Here is a 7,807-nt window from a genome sequence, read left to right as displayed (position 1 = left end):
ACGGCCAGCCGCTGCAGGCCGCCACCGCATTGCGCGGCCTGCTGGCGAAGACCGGCGCTGACAAGACCAGCGTCGATCTCTCGTGGACGCTCGCGGGCAACGCGAACGTGCCGGTGAAGGTGCTGCGCGACGGCAAGCTGGTCGCCACGCTCGCGGCCGGCGCCACCGCCTACAACGACCCCGTGGAAGCGGCCAGCGACGGCATCCTGGCCTTCGACTACACCGTGGTCGCGGGCGATGCGAGCCTCGCGCTGCCGGCGCGCGTCACCTACGTGAAGCCCGCCACGCTCGCACCCACGCTGCGCAACGGCCTGGTCAACTACTACCCGCTCGACGCGCTGCCGCCCGCCGACCGCAGGAGCGCCTCCACGCTCGCGCCCTGGGCCGCCGGTGCCGACGGCGGCAGCCTGACGGACGACGGCTTCAAGGCCCCGTACAAGGCCAAGGCCCTGCGCGTGGACAGCAGCGTGAAGACCGCCGACGGCACCGCCGGCTACCGCCTGCTGCAGACCACCGACGTGGCGACCGCGCCCTCGGTCACGGCCTACACCATCGGCTTCTGGCTGCGCACCGACGCAACCTGCAGCGTGGGCGCGGGCGACGGCGCCTCGGTGATCGCCAACAAGAACTACGACAGCGGCAGCAATGCCGGCCTCGCGATCGGCCTGTTCGATGGCTGCGAGCTGCGCTTCAACGTCGGCAAGGGCGGCGACCGCGCCGACAGCAACGGCTACCGCCTGAGCGCCGGCCAGTGGGCCTACGTGGCGGTCGTGATCGACAAGGCCAACCTCAAGATGACCGGCTTCCTGTTCGACGCCGCGCGCGCGCTGCAGACCGGCAGCGCCGACATGACCGCCGACATCGTGGCCCAGCTCGGCGGCCTGAAGAACGGCCTGAGCCTCAACGAGGACGGCACCGGCCAGTACTACAAGCGCTGGACCAGCTCGCCGCGCGGCCCGCTCGACTTCAACGAGTTCGCGATCTGGAACCGCGCGCTCACGGCCGACGAGCTCACGAGCATCTTCAAGTCGGGCCAGCCGCTGTCCACGCTCGAGCCCTGAGCGCCCTCGCCCCCCTTCCCCCCAACACAACGACCCGAGAGAGAGGATCACCATGCAAGCCCCACGTTCCCTTCACCTGCTTCGCTTCGCGCCCGCCCTGCTGCTGGCCTGCCTGCTGTCCGCCTGCGGCGGCGGCGACGGCGGCGGCGGCTTCATCGGCCTGCCCGGCGCCGGCAACCCCGGCGGCGGCACGAACCCGCCGGCCGCCACCGAGCCGGTGAAGCGCTGCGCGCCCTGAGCGTCCGCTCCTTTGCGCACCGAAAGAATGCCCAGGACGCCACCACGATGACCGCCAACTCACGCCGCAAATTCCTCACCGGCACCGCCACCACCGGCGCCGCCGCGCTCGCGCTCTCGGCCTTTCCGCCGAGCATCCGCCGCGCCCTCGCGATCCCCGCCAACAACAAGACCGGCACCCTCCAGGACGTCGAGCACATCGTCATCCTGATGCAGGAGAACCGCTCGTTCGACCACTACTTCGGCACCCTGATGGGCGTGCGCGGTTTCGGCGACCGCTTCACGATTCCGCTGCCCAAGGGCATGAACGTCTGGCAGCAGAGCGATGCCAGCGGCACGGCCATCCTGCCCTACCACCTCGACAGCACCAAGGGCAACGCCCAGCGCGTGAGCGGCACGCCGCATTCGTGGAGCGACGGCCAGAACGCCTGGGACGGCGGGCGCACCTACCAATGGGCGCGCTACAAGACCAACGCAGCGATGGGCTACTTCAAGGAAGCCGAGGTGCCCTACCAGTTCGCGCTCGCCAATGCCTTCACGCTGTGCGACGAGTACCACTGCAGCATGCACACCGGCACCAACTCGAACCGCATGTTCCACTGGACCGGCACCAACGGCCCGACCGGCGCGGGCGTGGCCACGGTCAACAACGAGTGGGACTCGATCGACGGCTCGGCCAAGGGCTACGAGTGGAAGACCTATCCCGAGCGCCTGCAGGAGGCCAAGGTCAGCTGGATCGTCTACCAGAACATGCCGGAGAACTTCGGCGACAACCCGCTCGCGGGCTTCAAGCAGTACCGCCTGGCCAACGAGGCCTCGGGCAAGCCGGTCAGCAACGACGGCCCCTCGCCGGTCTACGACCCTGCGAGCGATGACGCGCGCAACCCGCTCTACAAGGGCATCGCCAACACCATGGGCGACGGCGGCTTCCTCGAGCAGTTCCGCCAGGACATCAAGAACGGCAAGCTGCCTCAGGTGTCGTGGATCGTCGCGCCGGCCACCTACTCCGAGCATCCCGGACCGTCGAGCCCGGTGCAGGGCGGCTGGTACATCCAGGAAACGCTCGATGCGCTGACCGCCGTGCCCGAGGTGTGGAGCAAGACCGTGCTGCTCATCAACTTCGACGAGAACGACGGCTACTTCGACCACTACCCTTCGCCCGCCGCGCCCTCGATCAATCCCGACGGCACGCCCGCGGGCAAGACCACGCTGCCGCTCGACGCGCTCAAGCCCGAGTACTTCAACCATCCGAAGCCACCGGGCACCACCGGCCAGCCCGCGCCCGACGGCCGGGTCTACGGCCCCGGCGTGCGCGTGCCGATGTACGTGGTGTCGCCCTGGAGCCGCGGCGGCTGGGTCAATTCGCAGGCCTTCGACCACACCTCGGTGCTGCGCTTCATCGAGGCGCGCTTCGGCGTGAAGGAGACCAACATCAGCGCCTTCCGGCGCGCGGTGTGCGGCGACCTCACGAGTGCCTTCAACTTCGCGAACCCGAACAACGAGACGCTGCCCACGCTCGCGGGCCGCACCACGCGCGGCGGGGCCGACCGGCTGCGCAGCGACCAGGAGAAGCTGTCCCAGGTGCCGCTGCCGCTCGATCCGCAGCTGCCACGCCAGGCCACCGGCACGCGGCCCTCGCGCGCCCTGCCCTACGAGCTGCATACCAGCGCGCGCAGCGATGCGATCGGCGGCAGCGTGCGACTGATCTTCGCCAACACCGGCAAGGCCGCCGCCGTGTTCCACGTCTACGACCGGCTGCACCTCGACCGCCTGCCGCGCCGCTTCATGGTGGAGCCGGGCAAGACGCTCGACGACGCCTGGAACGCGGTCAGCGACGACAGCGGGTTCTACGACCTCTGGGTGCTCGGGCCGAACGGCTACCACCGCCACTTCAAGGGCGACCTGAGCCGGCTGCGCGCCGGCGGCACCGCCGTGCCCGAGGTGCGCGTGTGCTACGACATCGCCAACGGCAACGTCTACCTCGAGATGCTCAACGCCGGCCAGGCCGCCGCGAAGTTCACGGTGCGCGCCAAGGCCTACCGCGATGACGGCCCGTGGAGCGCGACCGTCGCGGGCGGCGCCAAGGCCGAGCTGCATTGGGATCTTTCGTCGAGCGGCGCCTGGTACGACTTCGTCGTGAGCTGCGATGCCGACGCGAGCTGGCAGCGCCGCTTCGCGGGCCGCGTGGAGACCGGCAAGCATTCGGTCAGCGATCCGGCCATGGGCCTGGGCGATCTGTGAAGGAGACACGCACCATGACCGACAACGCACGCCGCAAGTTCCTCACCGGCAGCGCCACCACCGGCGCCGCCGCGCTCGCGCTCTCGGCCTTCCCGCCGAGCATCCGCCGCGCCCTCGCGATCCCCGCCAACAACAAGACCGGCACCATCCAGGACGTCGAGCACGTCGTCATCCTGATGCAGGAGAACCGTTCGTTCGACCACTACTTCGGCACGCTCGCCGGCGTGCGTGGCTTCGGCGACCGCTTCACCATCCCGCTGCCCAAGGGCATGAACGTCTGGCAGCAGAGCGATGCCAGCGGCAAGGCCATCCTGCCCTACCACCTCGACAGCTCGAAGGGCAATGCGCAGCGCGACGGCGGCACGCCGCACGACTGGGCCGACAGCCAGAACGCCTGGGACGGCGGGCGCATGTACCAGTGGGCGCGCTACAAGACCAGCAAGGCCATGGGCTATCACAAGGCGACGGAGATCCCGTTCCAGTTCGCGCTGGCCAATGCCTTCACGATCTGCGATGCCTACCACTGCGCGATGCACACCGGCACCGACGCCAACCGCTCCTTCCACCTGACCGGCACCAACGGCCCGACCGCGACCAACACCGCCTTCGTGCGCAACGAATGGGACTGGATCGACGGCCGGCCCGGCTCGCTGGGCGTGGGCTACACCTGGAAGACCTACGCGGAGCGCCTGGAAGATGCGGGCGTGCGCTGGATCAGCTACCAGAACATGCCCGACGAATGGGGCGACAACATGCTCGGCGCGTTCCGCCAGTTCCGCAAGGCCAACATCGACTCGGGCTACCCGGTCTCCAGCGGCGGCGAGCCCAACAAGCCCTATGCCGACACCGGCCAGGCGCTGCCCTACAAGGCCTACGACCGCGCCACCGACGATGCGAAGAGCCCGCTCTACAAGGGCGTGGCCAACACGCTGCCCGGCACGAAGCCCGAGGACTACCTCGACGCCTTCAAGCGCGACATCCGCGAAGGCAAGCTGCCGCAGGTCTGCTGGATGAACGCGCCGTCGATCTACTGCGAGCATCCCGGTCCCTCGAGCCCGATCCAGGGCGCCTGGTTCCTGCAGGAGGTGCTGGACGCGCTCACCGCCGTGCCCGAGGTGTGGAGCAAGACCGTGCTGCTGATCAACTTCGACGAGAACGACGGCTACTTCGACCACCTGCCCTCGCCCTCGGCACCTTCGCCCAACGGCGACGGCAGCTACGCGGGCAAGACCACGCTGTCGGACTCGGCGATGGGTCCCGAGTACTTCACGCATGCCGCGCCGCTGGGCAGCGGCGGCCAGCCCAAGGCCGACGGCCGCGTCTACGGCCCGGGTCCGCGCGTGCCGCTGTACGTGATCTCGCCGTGGAGCCGCGGCGGCTGGGTCAGCTCGCAGGCCTTCGACCACACCTCGGTGCTGCGCTTCCTCGAAACCCGCTTCGGCGTGCAGGAACCCAACATCAGCGCCTTCCGGCGCGCGGTGTGCGGCGACCTCACGAGCGCCTTCAACTTCGCCAACCCCAACGGCGAGGCGCTGCCCACGCTGACCGGCCGCGCCACCCGCGCCGAGGTCGACCAGATCCGGCGCAACCAGGAGGCGCTGTCGCAGGTGCCGCTGCCGCTCGATCCGCAGCTGCCGCGCCAGACCACCGGCACGCGGCCCTCGCGCGCCCTGCCCTACGAGCTGCACACCAGCGCGCGCACGGCACCGCTCGACGGCACGGTGCAGCTGCTGTTCGCGAACACCGGCAAGGCGGCCGCGGTGTTCCACGTCTACGACAAGCTCAACCTCGCGCGCCTGCCGCGCCGCTACATGGTCGAGGCCGGCAAGACGCTCGACGACACCTGGATGGCGGGACGCGACAACAGCGGCTTCTACGACCTGTGGGTGCTCGGCCCGAACGGCTACCACCGCCACTTCAAGGGCGACCTCGGCAGCCTGCGCGCGAGCGATGCGGCCGCCCCCGAAGTCCGCGTGTGCTACGACATCGCCAACGGCAACGTCTACCTCGAGCTGCTCAACGGCGGCAAGAAGGCCGCGAAGTTCACGGTGCGTGCCAAGGCCTACCGCGACGACGGCCCGTGGACCGCGACCGTGCAGCCCGGCGCCAAGGCCGAGCTGCATTGGGATCTTTCGTCGAGCGGCGCCTGGTACGACTTCGCCGTGGGCTGCGATGCCGATCCGATCTTCGCGCGCCGCTTCGCGGGCCGCGTCGAGACCGGCAAGCACTCGGTCAGCGACCCCGCGATGGGCATGGCCGACCTCTGAGGCGCATGCATCGCTGAAGGCTTTCGGGACCCGCTCCCGCAGCCTTCCCACCAGGCCGGACACGGTACGCGCGAGCCCTTCGCGCGCTGCCTGTCCGGCTTTGGTATTCATCGCGCGCACAGGCGCAACGCGCGCTTACACCTCGGCCTCGTTCTTCACTCGACTGTCATTGCCGCTTCCTACCGTGGCAGTGGCGGCGCGCTCCTCGTCGCCTCTTCACAAGAAAACACACCTGCGAGGATTTCCCATGCATCTCTTCTTTTCGCGCGCACGGCTGCTGCCGGCGCTGATCCTGGCCTGCACCCTCGCCGCCTGCGGTGGCGGCAGCGGCGGCGGCTTCGGCGGACTGCCCGGCACGGGCAACCCGGGCGACGGCGGCACGCAGAACCCGCCCGCCACCACGCAGCCCGTGATGCGCTGCGCGCCCTGATACAACGGCCCGAAAAACAACACGACAACACCATGACCTCACGCCGCAAATTCCTCACCGGCACCGCCACCACCGGCGCCGCCGCGCTCGCGCTCTCGGCCTTTCCGCCGGCCATCCGCCGCGCGCTCGCGATTCCCGCCAACAACAAGACCGGCACCATCCAGGACGTCGAGCACATCGTGATCCTGATGCAGGAGAACCGTTCGTTCGACCACTACTTCGGCACGCTGCAGGGCGTGCGCGGCTTCGGCGACCGCTTCCCGATCCCGCTGCCCAACGGGCTCAACGTGTGGCAGCAGCTCGACGAGAACGGCAAGGTGGTGCTGCCCTATCACCTCGACGGCAGCAAAGGCAACGCGCAGCGCGTGAGCAGCACGCCGCACACCTGGGTCGACTCGCACAACGCCTGGGACGGCGGCCGCCTCTACCAGTGGCCGCGCTACAAGAAGGTCAGCAGCACCGCGCCCTACGTGCAGTCGATGGGCTACCTCGCCGAGGCCGAGCTGCCGTTCCAGTTCGCGCTGGCCAACGCCTTCACGATCTGCGACGACTACCACTGCGCGATGCACACCGGCACGCATGCCAACCGCTCGTTCCACTGGACCGGCACCAACGGCCCCACCGGCGGCAACGTGGCCTACGTGAACAACGTCAATGCCTGGAGCTCGACCGGTCCCTCGACCGAGGGCTACGAATGGAAGACCTATGCCGAGCGCCTGCAGGACGCGGGCGTGAGCTGGATGGTCTACCAGAACATCCCGAACAACTACGGCTGCAATCCGCTGCTGGGCTTCAAGAACTTCCGCAAGGCCAACGAGGCCTCGTCCAAGCCGGTCAGCACCTCGCTGCCGCAGGGCGCATCGCCGGCCTACGCGCCCGGCGACGACGCCGGCAACCCGCTCTACAAGGGCACGGCCAACACGCTGCCGGTGGCCGACCAGGCGGCCTTCGACGCGGGCGCGATCATGGATGCCTTCCGCGCCGACGTGAAGGCCGGCCGGCTGCCGGCGGTGTCGTGGGTGATCCCGCCCGACGTCTACTCCGAGCACCCCGGCCCCTCGAGCCCGGTGCAGGGCGCGTGGTACATCCAGCAGGTGCTGGAGGCGCTCACCGCCGTGCCCGAGGTCTGGAGCAAGACCGTGCTGTTCGTGAACTTCGACGAGAACGACGGCTACTTCGACCACGTGCCCTCGGCCTCGGCGCCCTCGCCCATCGCATCGGCCGACCCCTCGGTGAAGGCCTTCGCGGGCAAGACCACGATGTCCGACGCGGACCTGAGCTTCGAGTACTTCAACCATCCCAAGCCGCCGGGCATGACGCAGTCGCAACCCACGCCCGACGGCAACGTCTACGGCCCCGGCATGCGCGTGCCGATGTACGTGATCTCGCCCTGGAGCCGCGGCGGCTGGGTCAACTCGCAGACCTTTGACCACACCTCGGTGCTGCGCTTCGTCGAGGCCCGCTTCGGCGTGAAGGAAAGCAACATCGGCCCGTTCCGCCGCGCGGTCAACGGCGACCTCACGAGCGCCTTCAACTTCGCCAATCCCAACGGCGAGGCGCTGCCCACGCTC

At 69.3% G+C, this 7,807-nt stretch carries 6 protein-coding genes; all 6 read left to right on the top strand.

The features are described from left to right. Positions 1-1,061, top strand: a 1,061-nt coding sequence (locus tag AC27VN_RS26085) for a LamG-like jellyroll fold domain-containing protein (RefSeq protein ID WP_490878405.1), incomplete at its 5' end; no start/stop codon positions are given. A gap of 52 nt (positions 1,062-1,113) precedes the next feature. Continuing rightward, positions 1,114-1,299: a hypothetical protein gene (locus tag AC27VN_RS26080; protein WP_208512533.1), complete on the top strand. Its 186-nt coding sequence runs from the start codon at positions 1,114-1,116 to the stop codon at positions 1,297-1,299. Between the two features lie 47 nt (positions 1,300-1,346). Beyond that, positions 1,347-3,539: a phosphocholine-specific phospholipase C gene (locus tag AC27VN_RS26075; RefSeq protein ID WP_490878404.1), complete on the top strand. Its 2,193-nt coding sequence runs from the start codon at positions 1,347-1,349 to the stop codon at positions 3,537-3,539. A gap of 14 nt (positions 3,540-3,553) precedes the next feature. Then, the gene (locus tag AC27VN_RS26070; RefSeq protein WP_490878403.1) at positions 3,554-5,806 is read left to right on the top strand and encodes a phosphocholine-specific phospholipase C; all 2,253 of its coding nucleotides are present in this window, start codon (positions 3,554-3,556) and stop codon (positions 5,804-5,806) included. Positions 5,807-6,053: 247 nt separating this feature from the next. Further along, entirely contained in the window at positions 6,054-6,236 is a 183-nt protein-coding gene (locus AC27VN_RS26065) for a hypothetical protein (RefSeq protein ID WP_093355428.1), read from the top strand. A 32-nt stretch (positions 6,237-6,268) separates the two neighbouring features. Then, on the top strand, positions 6,269-7,807 hold a 1,539-nt coding region (locus tag AC27VN_RS26060), incomplete at its 3' end, for a phosphocholine-specific phospholipase C (RefSeq protein ID WP_490878402.1).

This window comes from Variovorax sp. 20P10.2.4 (assembly GCF_058244205.1).
The sequence above is the reverse complement of the archived record's forward strand: the minus strand, read 5'-3'. Positions and strand labels throughout refer to the sequence as shown.